The sequence below is a fragment of the Gilvimarinus sp. DA14 genome, assembly GCF_024204685.1.
Lineage (GTDB): Bacteria > Pseudomonadota > Gammaproteobacteria > Pseudomonadales > Cellvibrionaceae > Gilvimarinus.
In genome coordinates this window covers 1,678,892-1,701,427 of sequence record NZ_CP100350.1, presented here as the reverse complement: position 1 = coordinate 1,701,427, position 22,536 = coordinate 1,678,892, and the positions used below count along the sequence as shown (strand labels likewise).

The following is a 22,536-nucleotide window of genomic DNA, read 5'->3' as shown; positions in this document are numbered from 1 at the left end:
AAAATCTCTGATAACGCTTGGGGCGTGGTGAACGGAGGCGCTTGGGCTTTGCGCCGGGTGCGCGCATTATGCACTCATGGCGCCCAGATACAATGCTGCCGTTGTCTCAGTTGGACCGCTAAGCCTCCTCGCTGCATCCAAATCACGGTCTCTGTCGTAGCCCATAGGTGTTCAGAGGTTGGGAGCGGCTTATGTTAAAAGCGTGTTTATGGGGTATTTGTGGTGCGGTTTTATTGAGTGGATGCGGTGGTCAATCGTCCAGTTCTGAGCCTGTAACAAGCTCGAGCTTCAGCCTTACGTCAATGTCCTCGTCGTCGGTCTCGTCGTTGCCAGTCACCCCGCCAGAGGAGCCTGATCTGACGGTTGAGCAAATCTCTTGGGGGGATGGAAACTCCCAGTTTGGCAATCTGTATTTACCGCAAAAAACTGAGCGTACATTCTTGCCGGTCGTAGTGATGATTCATGGCGGTTGCTGGAGTGAGCCCTATGGACTGGTGTTACAGGATGCATTATCCCGCGCTTTAGCGGCGCGTGGTTTAGCCGTGTGGAATATCGAGTATCGCCGGTTGGGCGGCGGTGGCGAATGGCCCGCGCTGTTTGATGATGTCGCCAATGCCATAGACTATGTACCGCAGCTTGCTCTCAAGTATCCGTTAGATACCTCCAAGGTGGTGAGTATGGGGCATAGCGCCGGTGGGCACTTGGCCCTTTGGCTCGCCAGCCGCCGAAATATCGATGCCGGCAGTCCCCTTTTCCGTTCAAATCCTCAGCTTTTAGCGGGAGCAATCAGCCTCGCGGGTGTGGCCGATCTGGAGGCGAACGCCTGTGGCGACAATGCCCAGCGATTAATAGATGCGCAAGCGCTTACTCCCACTACCTTGCAGTACCGATTGAGCAACACATCGCCCATAAAGATGTTGCCGACAGGCATTCCCACGGTGTTGTTTAGTGGCACACGTGACGGCATTGTGGTCTCGTCTATTTCTGAGGCGTACGTAGAAGCCGCAACAAAAGCTGGCGATACCAGTGAGCATTTGCTGATAACTGGTGCGGATCATTTTGATCTGATTGATCCACTTTTTATGGATGTTACCCTGCTGGCGGATATCGTGGAATCTATGGTTGAGTAATTGATCGGCTATGGAAAAACTGCCTGTGTTGCCGTTGCGGCGTTAAATGTGGCCTGATCTCCGGCTGGTATTCCGCAGAGGCGTTTGCCAACATCAGGTTCACCGCGGATAATGGCGCCGAATTTACGCCGAGATAATGCTATGTCTTTCCCGCCCTGTCCTCAGTGCAACTCCGAATTTGTCTACCAAGATCAAGCCCTATTGGTTTGCCCCGAATGCGGCCACGAGTGGTCCGCCAATGCCGAAAGTGAATCTGAAGAAGAAAACTTTGTGCGCGACGCTAACGGCAATAAATTATTAGAGGGCGACAATGCCACTCTGGCAAAAGACCTGAAAGTGAAAGGTACGTCGGACGTGCTAAAAGTCGGAACCAAAATTACCATTAAGCGCATTGTCGATGGCGACCACAACATCGACTGCAAGCTCGCCAAAGGCGGCGATATGATGCTTAAAAGTGAGTTTGTGAAGAAAGCCTAGTCTGGACTTTACTGTATCGGCGGGTTAAGGCTTGTGCGACTCCTGTGGTTTATCGAAAAGCCAACGTACACCCCGAGTAAAGCCAATCGGGAAGGTGGTTTCGTGCAGCCCCTCGCTAATAATGTCATCCTTGATCACAAGGCTTGGGTAGCCGCGAGAGCGAAGCTTGGCCACCAGCGCTTGCTGGTCGCCGACCATATCGTTGCGCGTGTTGCGGTGTTCCAAATCTTCATGTTCGCCGACTGCAAAATAAACACGCGCTTTTAGGTCGTTGTGCTGCTCGGCATAGCGCTCTTCCATGGCAAATATAACGCGGTCGTGATACCAGTAAGAACCACTGGTCAGGATGTAGTTATTAAATAAATCGGGGCGCGTTAACAGAACCCAGGCGCCAAAAGATCCGCCCAATGATTGCCCCGCTAAGGTTCGGTTGCTGCTATCGGCTCGATAATGTTTTTCCACATAGGGGATTACTTCTTTTTCCAGAAACGTTAAATACTCGGGTGCACCCCCTGTCTGGTAGCGAGTCCAGCCTTTATCCTCCGTCGGCGTTAAGTCGCGCACTCGGCTATCCATGCCGTTTTCTCCCTCCGCAAAAGACAGGCCGACCACAATGGCTTTTTCCAGCTTGCCAATATTCATCGGTAGGTGCGTCACCCCCGATGCGACTTGAAACGTATAGGGACCATCGTTTAAGTAGATAACGGGATAGCGCTTTTGGGCTGCGTAGACGGAGTGATACTCCTTCGGCACTTTAACGTAAATGTCGTAGGTTCTTCCCAGGGTGTCCGAGGTAATTGTGTGCGTCGACGAGTCTGGGATAATAAAGCCCTTGGCTTGGGCGACGCTGGCCAAATGTCCCGTAAAGAGTCCAAGAAGAAGTAAGGGCAGCGATAGCAGTCGTGTTTTCAAATGATCTTTCCTTGATTGTGTTATTGAGCTGTAAGCTTATTGTTGGTGAAGCACAACGCTTAAGTTCAAGCCAGAATAAAATGCCCCAAATGTTTCTTTAAGGCAATAAAAAACGGGGAGCAAGCTGCTCCCCGTTTTTTATGTTCGCTGTTCAGCGTTCAGCATCAGTCCTCAGACATCGTAGGTCGTAGACGCCGTATCCCCACCCCGACCGGTCCAGTTGGTGTGGAAGAACTCACCGCGTGGTTTGTCTAAGCGCTCGTAAGTGTGGGCGCCGAAGTAGTCGCGCTGCGCCTGCAGCAGGTTGGCGGGCAAACGCTCGGTGCGGTAGCCGTCAAAGTAGTTAAGGGCGGCGGTTAAGCAGGGCACTGGTACACCGTTGGTGATGGCAGTGGCTGCAACATTGCGCCAGCCTTGCTGTGAATTAACCACAACTTCTTTGAAGTAGTCGTCCAGCAGCAGGTTGTTCAGGTCTGGGTTTTTATCGAAGGCCGCTTTAATGTCACCCAAGAAGGCTGAGCGGATAATGCAGCCGCCGCGCCACATCAGGGCGATGCCGCCGTAGTTCAGGTTCCAGCCAAACTCTTTTGCCGCTTCGCGCATTAGGGTATAGCCCTGGGCGTAAGAAACGATTTTGGCGGCCAGTACCGCTTGACGCAGATCTTCAATAAAGGCTTCTTTGTCGCCGGTGAAGCTTTTCGCCGGGCCGCTCAGCACTTTGGAGGCCTCTACACGCTCGTCTTTCAGCGCCGAGATGCAGCGCGCAAATACCGATTCAGCGATCAGCGTCAGGGGTACGCCAAAGTCCAGGGCGACTACGCCGGTCCACTTGCCGGTACCTTTTTGTCCGGCGGTATCCAGGATTTTCTCAACCAGCGGCTCGCCGTCTTCGTCTTTAAACGCCATGATGTCGCGGCTGATTTCTACCAGGTAGGAGTCCAGCTCGGTGTTGTTCCAGTCGGCGAAGACCTTGTGGATTTCGTCGGCGCTCATGCCCAGCAGTTCTTTCATGATCTGGTAGGCTTCACACAAAAGCTGCATGTCGCCGTACTCGATGCCGTTGTGCACCATTTTTACAAAGTGGCCGGCGCCGTTTTCGCCTACCCAGTCACAGCAGGGCGAGCCGTCTTCAACTTTTGCCGCAATGCCTTGGAAAATAGGCTTAACGTATTCCCAGGCTTCGGGGGCGCCGCCGGGCATAATAGATGGGCCGATCAGGGCGCCTTCTTCACCACCGGATACACCGGCACCGATAAAGTGAATGCCTTTCTCGCGCAGGTACTCTACGCGGCGGTTGGTGTCGGGGAAGTGGGTGTTACCACCGTCGATGATGATGTCGCCTTTGTCCAGGTGCGGAATCAGCTGCTCGATAAAAGCATCAACCGGGGCACCGGCTTTAACCATCAGCATAATTTTGCGAGGTTTTTCCAGCGAGTTCACCAGCTCTTCAATCGACTCGGCGCCGCGAATGTTTTTACCTTTCGCGCGGCCCTCAATAAAGTTGGTGACCTTTTCCACAGAGCGGTTATACGCCGTTACTGTGAAGCCTTTGCTTTCCATGTTGAGGATAAGGTTCTCACCCATAACGGCGAGACCGACCAAACCGATATCAGACAGTGTTTTCATAGCAAACCGTACTTTTTGTCAGTGATTTGAGAGGAAGCTGTTTTTGGAGCTCGTGTAACCGATAATCACCGCTTCATTCTTTCTGGGCATTGGCGGTGTCCGGCTTCAGCGGGCGGGCATTGTACCCGAAACTGGCCTTTTTTGCGCGCGATAAGGTGATTTTTATTCTCAATTGGGCCGATAGCGCTGCTAACGAGTGTTAGCTTCGCGGTGCTTAATCTTGCGCTTGCGGCGTCTGTTGGGGTGCGCCTGCTGCGCCAGGGCCCACTCAATATGTTCGTCCACCAGCTCGCCGTGTTGGCCCAGGCGCTGTTGCAGGGCATCGATAATATCCGGTCGGCTGGGGGCATTGCCTAGGCCTATTGCCAGGTTGCGCAGCCAGCGCTCATAACCAACCCGCCGGATGGCCGAGCCCTCGGTGTTCTTGAGAAATTCCGCCTCGCTCCACTTAAAAAGGGTTAGCAAGTCGCTGTTGTCCAGCCCGTGGCGAGGTAAAAAATCTGTCTCGCAGGTGGGTTTGGCGTATTTATTCCAGGGACAGATCGCCTGGCAGTCGTCGCAGCCGAACACCCGATTGCCTATGGGCTCGCGAAACTCCTCGGGGATGGCGCCTTTGAGTTCAATGGTCAGGTAGGAGATGCAGCGCCGCGCATCCAGGGTGTAGGGTTCTGGGAATGCGTCAGTGGGGCACACCTTTAAACAGGCCGTACATTCACCGCAGCGGTTGGGTTGCTCGCTTTTATCGATCGGCAGAGGTAAGTAGGTGAACAGCTCGCCCAAAAAAAACCAGCTGCCAGCGCTGTCGTTAAGAATCAACGTATGCTTGCCAGTCCAGCCCAGGCCTGCCTTGTCCGCCAGCGGGCGCTCCATTACCGGGGCGCTGTCCACAAAGGGGCGCATTTGTCGCTCGCCTTTGGGTTTGAACTCCTCTGGCAGGACTGCCTCGATCTGTTTGGCAAGTGCCGCCAGGCGTTTGCGGATAAGTTTGTGGTAATCGCGCCCCAGGGCGTAGCGTGACACATAAGCTTTGTCGGCGTCTTTGAGCACTTTAATTTGCGCTGTGTCGCCGGGCAAATAATCCATTCGCACCGAAATCACTCGCGCGGTGCCGGGCACTAGTTCTGTGGGGCGCGAGCGCTTGTTGCCGTGTTCGCCTAGCCACAGCATCTCTCCGTGATAGCCTTTTGCCAGCCATTGCTTAAGCTTTTGTTCTTGTTCAGATAGCTCTACGTCGGTTATTCCCACCTGCTGAAAACCCAGCTCTCGGCCCCAGCGTTTAATATCGCGGGCCAGTTGATGAAAATCAAAGCTGCTCAAGCGTAACTCCGGTTGGGTGTGATGGGAGAAAATCCTTATAATACCGGCCATTCTAACCCGAAGAGACAGCGGAAAACTTTATGACTGCCACCCGTTTGTACACCGCCGCGCAGGTGCGTGCCCTCGACAATGCTTTTATCGCCACCGGGGTGCCCGCTACGCAGCTGATGAAGCGCGCCGGTCGCGCCGCCTTTGAGGCAATTCTGGCGCGCTGGCCCGAGCCCGAGGAGCTGACTATTTACTGCGGCAGCGGTAACAACGGTGGTGACGGTTTTGTGGTGGCAGCCTTAGCCGCGGCGCAGCGCATACCAGTGAATGTAGTGTTGGTGGGGGACGTAGAAAAGCTTAGCGATGCAGCCCGCGCCGCCTACGAGTATGCTCGGCAGGAGGGCGTAATTATGATGCCGCCCGGCCCAGCGCCCAGCACCGGTGTGATTGTCGATGCGCTGCTGGGTACAGGCATCAGCGGTGAGGTGCGACCCGAGTACCGCCAGGTGATAGAGCAGATTAATGCCAGTAACCTGCCTGTTGTGGCTCTGGATATCCCCTCCGGCCTCAGCGCTGATACCGGCGCCGAATGCGGCGTGGCGGTTAAGGCGCAGTTGACGGTGAGCTTTATCGGTCTGAAGCGCGGCCTGCTTACCGGCCGCGGTCCGGCCCTGATTGGCGAGCTTTTGTTTGAAAGTTTGGGCGCGCCGGAGGCGATCTACCAGCAGGCTGAATCTCAGGTGTTGGTGCCCGAGTACTCTGAGCTGCGGGCCCTGTTGGGTGAGCGCGAGGCCGATGCCCACAAGGGAAGTTTCGGCCATGTGATGGTGATTGGGGGTGATACTGGTCGTGGCGGTGCAGCTTTAATGGCGGCCGAGGCGGCGGCGCGCTCGGGTGCTGGGCTGGTGAGCCTGGCAACCCGGCCTGAGCATGTCTCTGCGGCTCTGGCACGCCGCCCCGAGGTGATGACCTGCGGTGTTATTTCGGGGCAGGAGTTAGAGCCCTGGCTGGATCGCCCCAGCGTTTTAGTGGTTGGGCCCGGTTTGGGGGATTCGCCCTGGTCCGAGCAAATGCTGCAACAGGCGTTGGCGACGGATTTACCTTTGGTGCTGGATGCCGATGCCTTAAATTTGATTGCTGGGGGTAACCTCTGGCCCGCTGGAAAAACTCGCACAAACTGGATTTTAACGCCTCATCCAGGTGAGGCCTCGCGCTTATTGCAATCAGATACCGCCGCGGTTCAATCGGATCGTTTCGCCGCAGTTGAGGCGCTGCAACAAAACTACGGTGGTGCGGTGGTTCTCAAAGGTGCTGGCTCGTTGATTGCGGCGGCTGACGCTCCGGTGCAGCTTATCACCGCCGGTAACCCTGGGATGGCCAGTGGCGGTATGGGCGATGTGCTCAGCGGTATTCTCGGGGCGCTGCTAGCGCAGGGTATGGAGGTTGCCGATGCCGCGGCCCTGGGCGTGAGTTTGCACGCGCACTGCGCCGATTTGGCCGCGGAAGATCGCGGTCAAATCAGTCTTCTCGCGACCGATTTGTTCGATTATCTGGGGGCCTTGCTGGGTGACTGAGTGGTCAGAGTTTCTTCCCGATGAAGCCGCCACCGTTGCGGCGGGTGAGCTTATTGGTGGCGCCATGGCGCAAGTGAAAGGGCTGATTACGGTGCATTTGCAGGGCGACCTGGGAGCCGGTAAAACCACTTTAACTCGCGGTGTGTTGCGGCATTTTGGACATTCAGGCGCGGTTAAGAGCCCCACTTATACGCTAGTAGAGGTGTATCAGCTGCCCGAGCGCGATCTCTACCATTTTGATCTGTATCGCTTGGGTGAGCCGGAAGAGTTGGAATACATGGGGATTCGCGATTACTTCGCTACAGACAGCATTAGCTTGATTGAGTGGCCCAGCCGAGGTGAAGGTGTGTTGCCCGCGCCCGATGTGATTGCCACCCTTAAGGTGCAAGATGGCGGGCGAATTGTTAAGCTAGAGGCCAGTTCTGATCGAGGCGCGGCGCTGATTGCGCGCTTGCCCGAGCATCCATAGCGAGGGCTTAAGCCAGTCGTCCTGCGCCGGATAATAACACCCTTACGAAGAGCCCATGACTTGTATGGCCCCAGTCAGAGTAAAAGCCTGCATTACCTTTATGTTGTTCGGCGTGTTAATGCTGGCTGGCCTGGCTCGCGCTGCCACCGAAGTCGAAGGGGTTAGGCTGTGGCGCGCCCCAGATCACACCCGCCTGGTGTTCGATTTATCCGCTCCGGTTTCACACGACCTGTTCACGCTCGATGGCCCGGATCGGGTTGTTATTGATGTCAGCAATACCCGCTTCAAGGCCGACTTTGCATCACTTAATTTAAACGAGACACCGATCAAATCGATTCGCCATGCCCCACGCAATGGTTCTGATTTGCGCGTGGTATTGGATTTGTCCGTCAAGGTAAAGCCCAATAGCTTTTTTCTCGAGCGTCAGGCCGGCGCCGGTGACCGCCTGGTGGTGGATTTAAAAGACCTGGTGCCCAGCAAGAAGGGGCCGCCACCGGTTAGCGTACCCGAAGTGGAGACTAGTAAGCGGGATATTATTATCGCAATAGACGCCGGTCACGGTGGTGAGGATCCGGGTGCGTTGGGCCCCAACGGGTTGCGCGAAAAAGACGTGGTTATGGCAATTTCTAAAGCGCTGGTGGATAAACTCAATGCCGAGCCCGGCTATACCGCCAAACTGGTGCGCACCGGCGACTACTATGTGCCTCTGCGCGAGCGGCGCAACATCGCGCGGCGAATGCAGGCGGATTTGTTTATGTCCATTCACGCCGATGCGTTTACTAAACCCTCCGCACGCGGCGCTTCGGTATTTGCACTGTCACGCTCCGGCGCTACCAGTGAGATGGCCCGCTTTCTCGCGCAGCGGGAAAATGAGTCTGATTTAATCGGCGGAGTGGGCAGTGTCAGCCTGGAAGATAAAGACGAAGTGCTCGCCGGCGTGTTAGTGGACTTGTCCATGACAGCCACCTTAGGCGCCAGCTTGCAGGTAGGCGACTATGTGCTCAAATCCATGGGGCAGATGGCACACCTTCACAAGCATCAGGTAGAACAGGCGGGTTTTGCGGTTTTAAAATCGCCGGATGTACCGTCCATTTTGGTGGAGACCGGGTTTATCTCTAACCCCACCGAGGCGAAAAACCTCGGCAGTCGTAACTATCGCAATAAGCTCGCCAATCAGTTGGTGGCCGGGGTCAAACAGTATTTTTATCAGTACCCGCCCGCGGGCAGTTATATCGCCTGGCAAAAGCAAAATGGCGGCGGTGAGACGGAATACACCATCGGCAGTGGTGATACCTTGAGCGAGATCGCCAAGCGTTTTAACATCAGCGTCAGTCGCTTGCAGCAGCACAATGGTTTGGATAATCACGTGATTCAAGTCGGTCAGGTGCTGCGAATACCAACCTCCTAAAGAAGTTTTCATGTCAAAAATCAAGCTGTTAAGCCCTCGCCTTGCCAACCAGATTGCTGCCGGTGAGGTGGTCGAGCGCCCCTCGTCGGTGATCAAAGAGTTGTTGGAAAACAGTCTGGACGCCGGAGCCACGCGCCTGGATGTCGAGGTCGAAGACGGCGGTGTGAAGCTGATGCGGGTGCGCGATAATGGCTCGGGTATTGATCGCGAAGATCTTGCCTTGGCGTTATCGCGTCACGCCACCAGTAAGATTACCGACTTGGAAGACCTGGAGGCGGTCGCTACCCTGGGGTTTCGCGGCGAGGCGCTGGCCAGTATCAGTTCGGTGGCGCGTTTAGCGCTCACCAGTGCCACCGATGAATCGGGGGCCGGTTGGCAGGTGACCGCTGCGGGCCGCGACATGGAAACCGAACTGGCGCCCGCCCCGCACCCGCAGGGTGCCACGGTAGAGGTGCGGGATTTATTTTTTAATACCCCGGCGCGACGTAAATTTTTGCGCACCGAAAAAACCGAATTCAATCATCTTGAGGATGTGGTAAAGCGTTTAGCGCTGTCGCGCTATGATGTCTCTTTTACTTTGCGCCATAACGGCCGCGCAATTCACAACTGGCGCGGCGGTGCCAGCCAGCCCGAGCGTGAACGCCGCGTGGCCCAGGTGTGCGGCCCGGCATTTATGGATAATGCGGTGCATCTGGATATCGAACGCGCTGGGTTGCGTTTGTGGGGGTGGGTGGCACTGCCAACCTTCTCCCGCTCGCAGGCGGATTTGCAGCACTTTTACGTCAATGGCCGCTCAATTCGCGACAAGCTGGTGAGCCATGCGGTGCGTCAGGCTTATCAAGATGTGCTCTACCACGGTCGCCATCCGGCATTTGTCTTGTACCTGGAGGTGGACCCAGCCACTGTGGATGTCAATGTGCACCCCACCAAGCACGAAGTGCGCTTTCGTGATGGCCGCACGGTGCACAATTTTATTTTCAGCTCTCTGCATCACGCCCTGGCAGAGGTATCGCCCGGCGAGCGCTTGGATCATCAGGCGCAGCAGTATCAGCGCCCGCGCGCCGATGACCCGGGGCAGATGTCGCAGCAAGCCCCCATGCCGCTGGCGGGTTCGGCGCGTCCCGTGGGGGACTGGCGGCAAAACTATTTTCCCGCCGCAATGCAGGCGGCCGGTGGTGAGCAGGCTGATACCGCTATTGCCGAGGCCCCGACACCTAGCTACCCTTCGGCCACGGCATCAGCGCATCCGGTGATGGATGAGTTGTCTTCTGCCGAAGGAGAAATTCCACCGCTGGGGTTTGCCATAGCGCAGCTGAAGGGTATTTATATACTTGCTGAAAATGCTCAGGGACTCATTATTGTAGATATGCATGCGGCCCACGAGCGCATTACTTACGAGCGCATGAAAACCGCCTTTGCCGGAGGCCGCATCCAGGCGCAGCCGCTTTTGGTGCCGGTGACTCTGGCGGTGAGCGAAAAAGAAGCCTATTGCGCTGAAGAGCACCCGGAGACCTTTGCGGCCCTGGGCTTTGAGCTTCAGCGCGCGGGGCCCGAATCGCTGCTGATTCGTCAGATTCCTTCAATTTTGCACGGCGCCAAGGTGGACCAACTGGTGCGCGATGTGTTGTCAGATATTATCGAGCACGGCAGTAGTGAGCGCTTGGCGCATCATGTCAATGAAATCCTCTCTACCATGGCTTGCCACGGTTCGGTGCGGGCCAATCGCAAGCTGACGATCGCCGAAATGAACGCTCTGTTGCGTGATATGGAGGCCACCGAACGCAGTGGTCAGTGCAATCACGGCCGCCCAACCTGGACTTTGCAGTCGCTGGATGAGTTGGACAAGCTCTTTATGCGTGGCCAGTAAATTGAGTTCAGCGGCGCTGGATACCAAGCCCCGGGTTATCTTTTTGCTGGGGCCCACGGCCTCGGGCAAAACCAATCTTGCCTGCGAACTGTATCAGCAGTTGCCGGTGGATTTGATCAGTGTAGATTCCACTTTAGTGTATCGCGGCATGGATATCGGCACCGCCAAGCCCTCGGCCGCCGAGCTTGCGCGAGCGCCGCATCGCCTACTGGATATTCGCGATCCGGCAGAGCCCTATTCGGCGGCCGACTTTGTCGCCGATGCCGAGCGAGAAATTGCCGATATTCATGCGGCCGGGCGCACCCCCCTGCTGGTAGGCGGCACCATGCTTTACTTTAAAGCTCTGCTGGACGGCCTGGCGCCCATGCCTGCGGCCGACCCGGCGGTGCGCGAGCGCATTGAGCGCGATGCCCTCGAGCATGGCTGGCCGTATATTCATGCACAGTTGCAGAAAGTCGACCCTCAGTGCGCCGCCGAAATTCACCCCAACCATTCTCAGCGCCTGTCGCGGGCGCTGGAGGTTTATTTGAGTTCGGGCGAAACCATGACCGAGCTGCGCGCGCGGCAAAAGCGCGAGGAGGGCCCGGCCTTTAGCGAGCGTTTTAACGTGACTCAGCTCGCAATTGCGCCCCGTGATCGAAAAATATTACACCGGCGTATAGAACAGAGGTTTCACGCTATGGTCGAATCGGGCCTGGTAGCGGAGGTGGAAGCGCTCTATCAGCGTGGCGATCTTGACGAGAACCTGCCGGCCATTCGCGCGGTGGGGTATCGGCAGATATGGGATTACCTGGCCGGGCGCACAAACCTTAATGAAGCTGTGGAGCGCGGTATCATAGCGACACGTCAATTAGCCAAGCGACAATTTACCTGGTTGCGCGGTTGGCCGGACTTAAATTGGGTTTATACCGAAAATGAGGCCGGTGAGGCATTAAAAATCAAAGAAATTGTGCGATATAGCTTGAATTATCTGCCATAGGGGGCCATATAATACAACTGTGAAAATCCTAGTCAGTTTTTCATGCTTGTCATCGCCCCCTTTCGGGCCGAAATGCTTCCGGTTTTTGAAAGACTTAGGCGTATTTTTATTATCAAAAGGAGAAAAAAGATGTCAAAAGGGCACAGCTTACAAGACCCTTACTTGAATGTGCTGCGTAAAGAGCGCGTTCCGGTATCCATTTACCTGGTAAATGGTATTAAGCTGCAGGGCCAGGTCGAGTCCTTCGACCAGTTTGTGGTGCTGCTGAAAAACACTGTCAGTCAAATGGTTTATAAACACGCCATTTCTACTGTGGTACCTTCGCGCGCTGTTCGCGTTCCGCTGTTGAACCCTGCTGCTGAGGGTGAAGACGGTGGCGATGCTCAGGGCGAGTAATTCCACGAGGTAAATCATTGTTTTTTGATCGACCTGATTCAGGTGAGCTAGCGGTGCTGGTTCATCTGGACCTCTCCAGCGGGCAAGAGCCCGAAGACCCCCGAGAATTTGAAGAACTCGTTTTGTCTGCCGGTGGCGACCCGGTGGCGTTTGTGGGTGGTCATCGCGACGCGCCTCACGCCAAATACTTTGTCGGTACAGGCAAGCTGCAAGAGCTGCAGGCCTTGGTGGAAGAGCACCGGGCAGAACTGGTTATTTTTAATCACAACCTCAGTCCGTCTCAGGAACGCAACCTTGAAAAAGCGCTCAAGTGCCGGGTGCTCGATCGCACCGGTTTGATTCTGGATATTTTTGCCCAGCGCGCTCGTACCTTCGAGGGTAAGCTCCAGGTAGAGCTGGCGCAGCTGCGTCATATGTCCACCCGCCTGGTGCGGGGCTGGACCCACTTGGAGCGGCAAAAAGGCGGTATTGGTTTACGCGGGCCGGGTGAAACCCAGCTTGAAACGGACCGCCGTCTGCTGCGCGGGCGTATTTCCAGTATCGAGAAGCGCTTGTCCAAGGTCCGCACCCAGCGCGAACAGGGCAGGCGGTCGCGTCAGCGTGCCTCTATCCCCACGGTGTCGCTGGTGGGTTACACCAACGCCGGTAAGTCTACCTTGTTCAATCAGATTACTGGTGAGGACGTTTACGCCGAGGACCAGCTGTTTGCGACTCTCGACCCGACCATGCGCCGTGTCGAGCTCGACGATATTGGCGCGGTAATTCTGGCCGATACCGTAGGTTTTATCAGTCATTTGCCGCATAAGCTGGTGGAGGCCTTTCGCGCGACCTTGGAAGAGGCCGCAAATGCAAGTTTGCTGTTGCACGTGATAGACGCGGCGGCGGACGAGCGGCTGCACTATATTGAGCAGGTAGACGAAGTGCTGGTGGAAATCGGCGCGGGCGAGCTGCCGCAGCTGCGGGTATTTAATAAAATTGATCTGCTGAATATGGAGCCGCGTATCGATCGCGATGACGACGGCAGCCCTGTGGCCGTGTGGCTATCGGCGCAAACCGGTGCAGGCGTCGAATTGCTTTACCAGGCGGTTACCGAGCTGGTGGGCGAAGAGATGATCGAGGGCGATCTGATCCTGGCCCCTACCGACGGCCGTTTGCGTGCGCGCTTATTTGAGCAGCACGCTATAGGCGCTGAAACCTATCGCGAAGATGGCTGCAGCACCGTGGCTCTGCGTATTCCCCATAGCGATCTTATGCGTATTCTCAGTAGTCTGGGGCTGCGGTTTGATCAGTTGCATTGGCACGGTGAGGCACCTGTAGACCATCAGGCAGCGGGCAATTTTTAAGTCCGGCCTTGGTGTTAACCTCTTCCACCCAATGCTAGAATTGCGCCAGCAAAAATAACAGGCGAGTACCGTCCGGTGCTCGCCACACTTAACATGCAACGGAGTTAACCTATGGCCTGGAATGAACCGGGAGGCGGGGGTAAGGACCCCTGGGGCAATCGCAACAACGACGGCCCGCCAGATCTGGATGAAGCGCTGAAAAAACTGCAGGAAAAGCTGGGCGGTATCTTTGGCGGTAAATCCGGCGGAGGCGACGGCAGTGGTAGTGGCGGCAAAGGCTTCGGCTCGCTGCTGGTCGGCGCTGGTATTGTTGCAGCGTTGTTGTACGCGTTTACCGGCTTTTATCAGGTAGATGAAAAAGAGCGTGCGGTCGTTTTGCAGCTGGGTGCGTTTAAAGAGATCAAGCAGCCAGGTTTGCGCTGGAATGCGCCTCTGGTTACCGAAGTGTTCGTGGAAAACGTCACCGAGGAGCGCCAGTACCCCAGCCGCGGATTGATGCTGACCGAAGACGAGAGCATCGTCGAGTTGCCCATTACCGTGCAGTACAATGTTAACGACGTAAAAGCTTATGTGCTGAATGTGCGTGAGCCGGAAGTCAGCCTGCGCCATGCCGCCGACTCTGCTTTGCGCCACGTAGTGGGCTCCACCGAGCTGGAACAGGTGCTGTCAGAAGGCCGCGGCAAAATAGCCGACGAAGTTGAAGTGCGTTTGCAGCAGTACCTGGACAGCTACGGCACAGGTATTTTGGTGCGCGATGTGAATATTCAGGAAGGTCGTCCGCCGGAAGAAGTTCGCGCCGCTTTCGATGATGTAATTAAAGCGAAAGAAGACGAAGAGCGCCTGAAGAACGAAGCCCAGGCCTACGCCAATGCGGTAGTGCCCGCAGCCCGTGGTCGCGCTCAGCGTATGCTGGAAGAAGCTGAGGCCTACAAGGCCGAGGTGACCAGCCGCGCCGAAGGTGAAACCGAACGCTTTTTGAATTTGCTGGCCGAGTACGAAAAAGCGCCGGAAGTTACCCGCGAGCGTTTGTACATTGAAACTGTTGAGGAAGTAATGGGCGCAGCTTCCAAAGTACTGGTGGACGTAGAAGGGGGCAATAACATGATGTATCTGCCTCTGGATAAACTGATGGCGGCGAGCGAAAGTCAGAATCGCAGTGCCACCCTGACTCAGGATCAGCTGCGTCAAATCAGCGATTATGTGGCACGCCAGCTGGGTCGTACCAATAGCACCAGCAACTATCGGGAGGGCCGCTAATGTCTAACAAATCCTTTTTTGGTTTGGCAGCCATTGCCCTCGTGGTGCTGGTGGCAGCTAACAGTCTCTATATCGTTTCCGAGTATGAGCGTGCGGTGGTGTTGCGCTTTGGCCGCCTGATCAATCCCGATGTCGAGCCCGGCCTGCACGTTAAAATTCCGTTTGCCGATAAACTGCGCAAGTTCGACGGTCGCATTATGACTACCGACGCGCGCCCGGAAAGTTTTTATACCATCGAGAATAAGCGTTTGATCGTGGATTCCTACGCGAAGTGGCGCATCGAAAATGTCGATGAGTATTACAAAGCTACCGGTGGCGATGAAGCGGTGGCGGCCAGTCGTTTGGCCAGCCGTGTTGCCGATGAGCTTCGTAACCAGATTGGTAGCCGTACCTTGCACGAAGTGGTCTCCGGTAAACGCGATGAATTGATGCACGAGCTGACGCTGAGCCTGAACGAGTCAGCCAATGAGCTGTTGGGTATCGATGTGCTGGATATTCGTGTTAAGCGTATCGACTTGCCTGAAGACGTGAGTGAATCCGTATTTGACCGTATGTCGGCCGACCGGGAAAAAGAAGCTCGCGAGTATCGCTCCAAGGGTGCCGAGCAGGCTGAAGTGATTCGTGCAGATGCTGACCGTCAGGTGGCAGTGTTGGAAGCTAACGCCTATCGCGATGCGGAAAAGATTCGCGGTGAGGGCGATGCCACTGCGGCGGCCACTTTCGCCGAGGCCTACAATCAGAACCGGGATTTCTACGCTTTCGTGCGCTCGCTGACGGCTTACAGAAAGTCGTTCGCCAGCAAGGAAGACCTGATGGTAGTGGACCCCGAAAGCGATTTCTTCCGCTTCTTGAAGGACGCAAACGGGCAAAAATAGGCGATTTTTCGCTCAACATTTGCCGCTCAAAGGTGGTAGAATCCCCCAGCCGGGTGAGCTCGCCCGTCACCAATACCGTGACGGGCGAACTAAAGCCCGGCTTTTTTGTGTCGCATCGATAGGTACCGCTTGGCGCTGCCGCACAGTTTCAACCAAGATTCAAACCGATAGAGTCTGCTATGACTTATGCCGACCGCTGGCTATTGCCCGACGGAATTGAAGAAATTCTTCCCGACGAGGCCCGGCCCATCGAATTATTACGCCGCAAGCTGCTTGAACTGTATCGCAGCTGGGGCTACGAAATGGTGATTCCGCCGCTGCTGGAATACACCGACTCGCTACTGATAGGTATGGGTCGCGACGTTGACCTGCTTACCTTTAAAGTGACCGATCAATTGACCGGCCGCACTCTTGGCATACGCGCCGATATTACCCCGCAAACCGCGCGCATGGATGCTCACAGTTACAAACGTGAAGGCGCCAGCCGTTTGTGTTACGCCGGCCACGTGGTGCATACCAAACCTAAAAATCCGCTCGCTACCCGCACGCCAATTCAGGCGGGGCTGGAATTTTATGGTGATGCCAGTAATGCGGCAGACACTGAAGTCGTGTCGTTATTGCTCGAATCACTGCGCGCTGCGGGACTGCCCAAACTACATATAGACCTGGGACATGTAGGCATCTACCGCGCTTTGATGGCCAAGGTGGATGTGCCCACGCCGCAAAAAGAAATGTTTTTTGCCATGCTACAGCGCAAGGCCGTAGCCGAAATGCAGGCTTGGGTCGCCGCCAATATCAAAGACAAAACAATTGCCAAGGTTTTGTTGGCGTTGCCCAATCTTGCCGGCAGCCGCGAAATTCTGACCGACGCCCGCGCGCTCTTCGCCGCGGTGGCGAGTGATGCAGTTAACGCCGTGGATGAGCTGGCCGCTGTGGCCGATGTGGTCGCGGCACGCTACCCCGAGGCCGAGCTTTACTTTGATCTGGGTGAGCTGCGGGGCTATCACTATTTGACCGGCATGGTCTTCGCCGCCTTCGCTCCCGGTTACGGTAACCCGATTGCCAGTGGTGGTCGCTACGATCATATCGGTGAAGTGTTTGGCCGCCGCCGTCCGGCTACCGGGTTTGCGGTGGATATTACCGCCCTTTCGAAATTGGGTGTGTTGAGCGCCGAACCCAGCACCCTGATCGGCTACAGCGACGACGGCACGGCTGCCCAGTGGCAGGCTGTGGCCGAATTGCGCGGCCAGGGTAAATGCCTGGTGGCGGCCGCCAGCCGAGAAGAGATGCAAGCGCTGGGTTGCGATCAAACACTGGTAAAAGACGGCGACGGCTACACCCTGGCAGCGCTGTAAGAAATTTCATTCATTTAATTATTGCAAAGAGAGTAAGGCCAACCATGGGCAAGAATGTTGTGGTATTGGGCACCCAGTGGGGTGACGAAGGTAAAGGTAAAATCGTCGACCTGCTGACCGATCAGGTATCGCTGGTGTCGCGCTTTCAGGGCGGACACAACGCCGGGCACACCCTGGTGATCGATGGCAAGAAAACCGTACTTCACCTGATCCCGTCGGGTGTGCTGCGCGAGGGCGTGACCTGCCTGATTGGCAATGGTGTGGTGCTGTCTCCCGAGGCACTGTTCACCGAGCTTGCCGAGCTGGAAGAAAGTGGCGTACCTGTGCGCGAGCGCCTGCGCTTATCGCCCGCTTGCCCGCTGATCTTGCCTTATCATATTGCTTTGGATCAGGCCCGCGAGCTCAAGCGTGGCGCGGCTAAAATTGGCACCACCGGCCGTGGCATCGGCCCCGCCTACGAAGACAAAGTGGCTCGACGCGGTTTGCGTTTGGGTGATTTGCTGGATATGAACAGCTTTGCCGGCAAGCTCAAAGACGTGATGGAATACCATAACTTTGCTCTGACCGAATACTACAAAACCGACCCGGTGAGCTACGAGCAAGTTTTGGAGCAAGTAAAAGCCTGGGCGGTAGAGCTTAAGCCCATGATTGCCGACGTGACAGAAATTCTGCACACCGCTCGCGAGCAGGGGCAAAGCATTTTGTTCGAAGGTGCGCAGGGCTCGCTGCTGGATATCGACCACGGCACCTACCCATTCGTGACCAGCTCTAACACCACCGCCGGCGGCACCGCCACGGGTTCAGGGTTTGGTCCTTTGTACCTTGATTACGTGTTGGGTATTACCAAAGCTTATACCACACGGGTTGGCTCCGGACCCTTCCCCACGGAATTGGGTTGCGAAGTGGGTCAGCATCTGGGCGAAAAGGGTCACGAGTTTGGTGCTACTACAGGTCGCCAGCGTCGCTGCGGTTGGTTTGACGCCGTCGCCGTGCGCCACGCCAATCGAATCAACTCGGTATCGGGTATGTGTCTGACCAAGCTGGATGTGCTGGATGGTTTGGAGACCGTAAAAATCTGTATCGGTTATCAGGATAAAGACGGCAACGCTATGCCCATTCCTTTCGACGCCGATGGCTGGGATCGTGTGCAACCTATCTACGAAGAGATGCCCGGCTGGAGCGAGTCTACCTTTGGTGTTCACACTATGGACGAACTGCCGCAGAATGCCATTAATTACATCAAGCGTCTGGAAGAAATTCTTGGCACACCGGTGGACATTATCTCGACCGGTCCCGACCGTGTAGAGACGATAGTCTTGCGCCATCCGTTCTCGGAATAATGTAACGCGAAGGTGTGTTGTATTAAAACGCCACATTGATGTGGCGTTTTTTTTAGCTGTCGCATTATGGTACTGGTGGTTTTACACAGCAAAATTTCACCCGATCGCTAAGGGGGTGTTTGCCTAAGCCAGCGCTTGACCATATATTCACTGCATAGCGGTCTGCCGTCGATGAGTGGAAAAGTAAGAAGAAGCCGAAATATTGGCTTGCCCTGCGCTGATATTAAAATGCGGCTCTTTACTGGCCCTGCCCCTGATTCATTTACCAGCATCGGCATACAAGGGCACGCTGACTACAGTGTTCTCGGGGTTGTTGCTACACTGACAGTAATAATTTGCACAGAATAAACGGACCTTTTCATGCAGCTCATCGGCTTTCGTAAAAAATTTCTTCGCCTTGCCAGTCTTATGTGTTTGGGTTCCGGGCTGTGGGGCTGTGCCTCGGCGCCGGATAGGTCCGAAGTGGAGGTACAGTTAAGTCAGCCCGCGCCCGAGCAAGCGCCCTTGGTTGAGGCAGAGCGAAAGTTGCGCCAGCATGCACAAGCGGCGGCCGAGCACTCTGGGGTACATCTTCTTAGCGAGGGGACTCAGGCGTTTGCTGCGCGCTTGGCATTGGTTGCCAACGCTACCCAGACTCTGGATGTACAGTATTATCTGTTTCATCAGGATGATACGGGGAATATTTTATCCTGGGCTCTGTGGCAGGCGGCAGAGCGCGGTGTGAGAGTTCGTTTGTTATTAGACGATATGGAAAAACGCCCGCACGACTTTCCGCTGACTTATCTGGATGCGCATCCGAATATTACCGTGCGAATGTACAACCCGTTTTATTGGCGCGGCGGGCGGGGTTGGCAATTGATGACTGATTTTGGCCGCCTGAATCACCGCATGCACAACAAGTCTCTCACTGCAGATAATATTGCCACCATAGTTGGGGGGCGCAATGTGGGGGATGAATATTTTGCAGCGAATCAGGTAGTGAATTTTGGCGATATGGATGCGCTCCTGTTTGGCCCGGCGGTGGTTAAAGTGTCAAATCAGTTTGATGCCTACTGGAACAGTGAGCTAGTTTATCCACTGGCATTGTTACACGAGGATAGTCAAAGCTCTGGTGATAAACGCCGCGCCGATGCATCGGTTGAGACTGCGCTTGAGCACCTGGAAAATAGCAGCTACAGCGACGCCCTGGTGGAAACGGCAGTTGGCGAGAAAATTAAAGATGGCAGCTTGCCCATGATTTGGGCCCCAGTGCAAATTTGGGCTGATACTCCGGATTTGGCGCTGATGGATGCTAAAGACTCGGGCGACGCATTAGTGATTAATCGGCTGATGCAAATGTTTAGCTCGGCCGAGCAAGAGCTGTTTTTAGTTTCACCTTATTTTGTACCCCGCGATAGCGGCACCGAACTTCTCACACGCAAAGCCAGCGAGGGATTGTCGGTGACGGTTATCACCAACGCTCTGGCCGCCACCGATGTAGTAGCCGTGCACAGTGGTTATGCGAAAAAGCGCGATGATTTGCTGCGGGCGGGGGTAAAGCTCTACGAGGTAAAAGCCAGGCCGAATGTAGATCCGAAAGCCTGGAGCATTTCATCATCATCGAGCTTACACGCCAAAACTTTTGTCGTTGATCAGCGCTGGGTATTTGTCGGTTCGTTTAACCTGGACCCGCGCTCGGCTTGGCTGAATTCTGAAATGGGTGTGTTGATCGACTCCCCCGATCTGGCTCGCAAACTGCTCGAGGGCGTAGACGCGCTATTGCAAAATATAGCCTATGAAGTGCAGTGGCAGGACGAAGATATTGCTTGGCTGGATACTTACAGCGGCGAAGTCTACAACACAGAGCCCAACGCCAGCTGGTGGCGTCGGGCAATGGCTAATGTCTTAAAAATAATGCCGGTGGAGTCTCAGTTGTAGTTAGACGGGGGGTTAAGGTGCCTGGCGGCGCCACTGGTACTCATCTTTGCAAAAGGTGTAAATCCCAACGGCGGTGTCCCCTGATTGGTCCTCCAGGGATATGTCCATAACCCGGCAGTGGCTGTCGGCGTTTTTAAGCGTGCTGCGTGGAGTAATGCTGGCGCTGTTACCATTGTTGGCCCATTCGGCTGTTTCGCCGTCGCGGTTGTGCTCAATGGCATCAACAAAGATTGCCTTAAGTTGGCTCCACTCTTCTTTGCTAAATTCTGTCGCCGCGGTTTCGCTCACGGCCCATTTGCCACTATCTTGTTTACACGCATCAAAATGGAAAAAATCGCGCCTCTGTTCTTCGTTGCGCAAATCGAAAATTGCTTTGCGACACTCCTGGTCGTTATTTTTGTAGCTGTATTTAATCTTTACCCTACCGTGGCGCGAAGAGGTTTCAGACTGCCAGTTAATAGTGCGTAAATCGGGCGCCTCGTTCAGGGCTTGGGCTATGCTGCGCTTAAAGTCGGTTACTTCAGAGGGCGTCATTTCACTGGCCACACTGCGACCCATAAACTGTAAATTCGCAGCCTGGCATACAGGGCTGGCAAGTAGGGCTGTTAGCAGTAAGCCACAGGCGGTACGGTTTAACATCTGATCTCCTATCGCATTTACGCGCATAAGTGGTTGATTGCATCCATGACGGGATATGACCGTATAATACCTTATCTAGTAGGTTTTGCCGCGCTCGCGCGGCGCCATGGAGGTTTTGCTTGTCCTTAGTGCTCAGTGTATTGCAGCAATTGTTAATCTGGGGGCACTTGCTACTGGTGATTACATTCGCCGTGCGGGTGATTATGAAGCGTTTGCCGGTAGGGGTGTCGCTGGCGTGGCTGCTGGTACTGGTGCTTTTGCCCTACGTAGGGGTGGGCCTATATCTGTTGTTTGGCGAGCGCTTTTTAGGCGTTAAACGCTCCCAGCGCAGTGTGCGTTTGCGCCAGGCTTACCTGCACACACGCCAGCAAAACGAGTCGGTAATTGATTGGCGCGAATACCACACCGCCGGCAGGGCGTTGTCGCGCTTGGAGTATCGCACCTCGGGCATCCCGCCCGTGGGTGGGAATCGCTTGGCATTTCTCGGTCACACCCATGACATCATCGATGCCTTGGTTGCCGACATTCGCCAGGCGCGGGAATTCTGTCATCTGGAGTTTTACATTTGCCAGGCGGGTGGACAGGTTGACCGGGTGGTGGCAGAGCTGCTGGACGCTGCGACACGAGGCGTCGAGTGTCGCCTAATGCTCGATGCTGTCGGTAGCTCGCCATTTTTCTCCACCTCCGAGTATCACCGCTTAAAAACGGCCGGTGTACAGATGGTAAAGGCCTGCCCCATAAACATGACGCCCTGGCAATTGGCCAGATACGACCTGCGCAACCACCGTAAAACGGTAGTGGTGGACAATCGTGTGGCTTATATGGGCAGTTTTAATCTGGTGGATCCGGCCCACTTTAAAGTGGATGCCGGTGTGGGCCAGTGGGTGGACATGATGGCGCGCATTGAAGGTCCGGCAGTAACGGTATTCGACTCGGTGTTTCGCTGGTATTGGAATATCGAAACGGGTGAGGACTTACCTCTGTTGCAGGAAAAGCTCGCTGCCGATCCCAGTCCCGCGCTCTTGCAGTTGGCACCGTCGGGCCCAGATGCCGCCAAGGAGAGTATTCTCAGTGCACTGCTGCAGGCAATTTTTTCTGCCGAGACCTCGGTGGATATTGTCACCCCTTATTTCGTGCCCGGGGAAGCCTTAGAGCAGGCTTTGCGCATCGCTGCACGGCGCGGTGTGGTGGTGCGGCTATTGGTGCCAGAAAAAGTAGATTCGTTCTTGGTGCGCCATGCCAGCCATTCGTATTTTGATGGTTTACTGGCCGCCGGAGTGGAAATTTACACTTATCGTGCCGGTCTGCTGCATACCAAGGCCATAGTGGTAGATCAGAGCCTGGCGTTTTTTGGTACGGTGAATCTGGACTTGCGCTCCCTATGGCTGAACTTTGAAATGACCATGATTATCTATGACCAGCCAACCGCCTGCGAGCTCTCCAAGCTGTTAGACGCCTACCGCGCCGAGGCCGATCGTGTCAGTGCCGAAAGTTGGCGCCAGCGCAGTGTGATGTCGCGCTTTTTTGAGAACATCACGCATCTGTTTAGTCCGTTGATTTAGGTTTTAACGTCCGACGCCGGATGTCTGAAGTCTGATGCTAGGGGCCGGTACGCACAGCGGAGCATGTTGGACGGGATACGGGCAACGTGGTGGTGCCCGTCGCTG

19 protein-coding genes are annotated in these 22,536 nt (G+C 55.4%); 15 read left to right on the top strand and 4 right to left on the bottom strand.

The annotated features are described in order from the left end of the window. Window positions 1-302 precede the first annotated feature (302 nt). Window positions 303-1,130: an alpha/beta hydrolase gene (locus tag NHM04_RS07515; RefSeq protein WP_254266363.1), complete on the top strand. Its 828-nt coding sequence runs from the start codon at window positions 303-305 to the stop codon at window positions 1,128-1,130. Between the two features lie 141 nt (window positions 1,131-1,271). Further along, window positions 1,272-1,607, top strand: a complete 336-nt coding sequence (locus tag NHM04_RS07510; protein WP_254266362.1) for a zinc ribbon domain-containing protein YjdM — start codon at window positions 1,272-1,274, stop codon at window positions 1,605-1,607. A gap of 24 nt (window positions 1,608-1,631) precedes the next feature. Here the strand turns inward: NHM04_RS07510 and NHM04_RS07505 are convergent, their stop codons facing one another. The 3 genes from NHM04_RS07505 to queG form a co-directional block, all read right to left on the bottom strand. Continuing rightward, complete coding sequence (locus NHM04_RS07505; RefSeq protein WP_254266361.1) at window positions 1,632-2,519, bottom strand: alpha/beta hydrolase; 888 nt, start codon at window positions 2,517-2,519, stop codon at window positions 1,632-1,634. Window positions 2,520-2,690: 171 nt separating this feature from the next. After that, a complete protein-coding gene (gnd, locus tag NHM04_RS07500) occupies window positions 2,691-4,145 on the bottom strand; it encodes a decarboxylating NADP(+)-dependent phosphogluconate dehydrogenase (RefSeq protein ID WP_254266360.1) in 1,455 nt (484 codons plus the stop codon). Window positions 4,146-4,334: 189 nt separating this feature from the next. Continuing rightward, window positions 4,335-5,462, bottom strand: a complete 1,128-nt coding sequence (gene queG, locus NHM04_RS07495; protein WP_254266359.1) for a tRNA epoxyqueuosine(34) reductase QueG — start codon at window positions 5,460-5,462, stop codon at window positions 4,335-4,337. An 80-nt stretch (window positions 5,463-5,542) separates the two neighbouring features. On the opposite strand from queG, the gene NHM04_RS07490 reads away from it, so the two are divergent. The 12 genes from NHM04_RS07490 (at window position 5,543) to NHM04_RS07435 (ending at window position 20,230) form a co-directional block, all read left to right on the top strand. After that, window positions 5,543-7,024, top strand: a complete 1,482-nt coding sequence (locus NHM04_RS07490; RefSeq protein WP_254266358.1) for an NAD(P)H-hydrate dehydratase — start codon at window positions 5,543-5,545, stop codon at window positions 7,022-7,024. Further along, window positions 7,017-7,493, top strand: coding sequence for a tRNA (adenosine(37)-N6)-threonylcarbamoyltransferase complex ATPase subunit type 1 TsaE (gene tsaE / locus NHM04_RS07485; protein ID WP_254266357.1), 477 nt, complete (start codon window positions 7,017-7,019; stop codon window positions 7,491-7,493). Before NHM04_RS07490 ends, tsaE begins: the two co-directional genes overlap by 8 nt. 64 nt (window positions 7,494-7,557) lie before the next feature. Continuing rightward, window positions 7,558-8,901 carry an N-acetylmuramoyl-L-alanine amidase gene (locus NHM04_RS07480; protein ID WP_254266356.1) on the top strand — a complete coding sequence of 448 codons (1,344 nt, stop codon included), beginning with the start codon at window positions 7,558-7,560 and terminating at the stop codon, window positions 8,899-8,901. A gap of 10 nt (window positions 8,902-8,911) precedes the next feature. Further along, entirely contained in the window at window positions 8,912-10,768 is a 1,857-nt protein-coding gene (mutL, locus tag NHM04_RS07475; protein WP_254266355.1) for a DNA mismatch repair endonuclease MutL, read from the top strand. Further along, window positions 10,758-11,747: a tRNA (adenosine(37)-N6)-dimethylallyltransferase MiaA gene (miaA, locus tag NHM04_RS07470; RefSeq protein ID WP_254266354.1), complete on the top strand. Its 990-nt coding sequence runs from the start codon at window positions 10,758-10,760 to the stop codon at window positions 11,745-11,747. The genes mutL and miaA overlap by 11 nt, the downstream gene beginning before the upstream one ends. Before the next feature lie 129 nt (window positions 11,748-11,876). After that, the gene (gene hfq / locus NHM04_RS07465) at window positions 11,877-12,143 is read left to right on the top strand and encodes an RNA chaperone Hfq (RefSeq protein ID WP_020209817.1); all 267 of its coding nucleotides are present in this window, start codon (window positions 11,877-11,879) and stop codon (window positions 12,141-12,143) included. A 17-nt stretch (window positions 12,144-12,160) separates the two neighbouring features. Continuing rightward, the gene (hflX, locus tag NHM04_RS07460; protein WP_254266353.1) at window positions 12,161-13,486 is read left to right on the top strand and encodes a ribosome rescue GTPase HflX; all 1,326 of its coding nucleotides are present in this window, start codon (window positions 12,161-12,163) and stop codon (window positions 13,484-13,486) included. Between the two features lie 111 nt (window positions 13,487-13,597). Next, window positions 13,598-14,743: an FtsH protease activity modulator HflK gene (gene hflK / locus NHM04_RS07455; RefSeq protein WP_254266352.1), complete on the top strand. Its 1,146-nt coding sequence runs from the start codon at window positions 13,598-13,600 to the stop codon at window positions 14,741-14,743. Continuing rightward, window positions 14,743-15,618, top strand: a complete 876-nt coding sequence (gene hflC, locus NHM04_RS07450; RefSeq protein ID WP_254266351.1) for a protease modulator HflC — start codon at window positions 14,743-14,745, stop codon at window positions 15,616-15,618. Before hflK ends, hflC begins: the two co-directional genes overlap by 1 nt. Window positions 15,619-15,797: 179 nt before the next feature. After that, window positions 15,798-16,973 (top strand): ATP phosphoribosyltransferase regulatory subunit, encoded by a 1,176-nt coding sequence (locus tag NHM04_RS07445; RefSeq protein ID WP_254266350.1) that lies wholly within the window; start codon window positions 15,798-15,800, stop codon window positions 16,971-16,973. 44 nt (window positions 16,974-17,017) lie between these two features. Further along, on the top strand, window positions 17,018-18,313 hold the full coding sequence (locus NHM04_RS07440; protein WP_254266349.1) for an adenylosuccinate synthase: 1,296 nt from the start codon (window positions 17,018-17,020) through the stop codon (window positions 18,311-18,313). A 360-nt stretch (window positions 18,314-18,673) separates the two neighbouring features. Continuing rightward, window positions 18,674-20,230, top strand: coding sequence for a phosphatidylserine/phosphatidylglycerophosphate/cardiolipin synthase family protein (locus NHM04_RS07435; RefSeq protein WP_254266348.1), 1,557 nt, complete (start codon window positions 18,674-18,676; stop codon window positions 20,228-20,230). 12 nt (window positions 20,231-20,242) lie between these two features. Here NHM04_RS07435 and NHM04_RS07430 read toward each other — a convergent pair whose 3' ends face one another. Next, on the bottom strand, window positions 20,243-20,869 hold the full coding sequence (locus tag NHM04_RS07430) for a hypothetical protein (RefSeq protein ID WP_254266347.1): 627 nt from the start codon (window positions 20,867-20,869) through the stop codon (window positions 20,243-20,245). Between the two features lie 128 nt (window positions 20,870-20,997). Between NHM04_RS07430 and cls the strand changes: the two genes are divergently transcribed. Then, the gene (cls, locus tag NHM04_RS07425) at window positions 20,998-22,431 is read left to right on the top strand and encodes a cardiolipin synthase (protein ID WP_254266609.1); all 1,434 of its coding nucleotides are present in this window, start codon (window positions 20,998-21,000) and stop codon (window positions 22,429-22,431) included. The last annotated feature ends 105 nt before the right edge of the window (window positions 22,432-22,536 follow it).